The organism is Cobetia sp. LC6 (assembly GCF_030264805.1).
In the GTDB taxonomy this organism is placed as follows: domain Bacteria; phylum Pseudomonadota; class Gammaproteobacteria; order Pseudomonadales; family Halomonadaceae; genus Cobetia.
Map to the genome: position 1 here is coordinate 1 of NZ_JASSPL010000051.1, position 272 is coordinate 272.

Sequence of the window (272 nt, forward strand, 5' to 3'; positions counted from 1 at the left end):
ACCGGCGCATCGGTGCCGTCTTCGCCGCCCGGCGAGGTGGCATCGACATTCACGTCAACCGTGTTGGACTCGGCAGAGCTGTTGCCCAGCGCATCAGTGATCACGGCAGTGGCGGTGTAGCTGCCATCGGCGATGGCATCGGTGACGCCGACCGCAATGCTGCCGTTGGTGATGTCCTGGGCCGTGACTATGGCTTCACCGGTGATGGTGCCGCCGTTGCCGTCGTCCAGGGTCACGGTGACGGTGTCACCTTCTTCTGTGCCGGTGGTGAG

The 272-nt window shown here is 64.7% G+C and carries 1 protein-coding gene; it reads right to left on the reverse strand.

The genetic code is table 11. From position 1 onward, the window contains the following. The coding region (locus QQF40_RS17075) for an Ig-like domain-containing protein (protein ID WP_285462042.1) at positions 1–272 on the reverse strand (272 nt) is incomplete at both ends.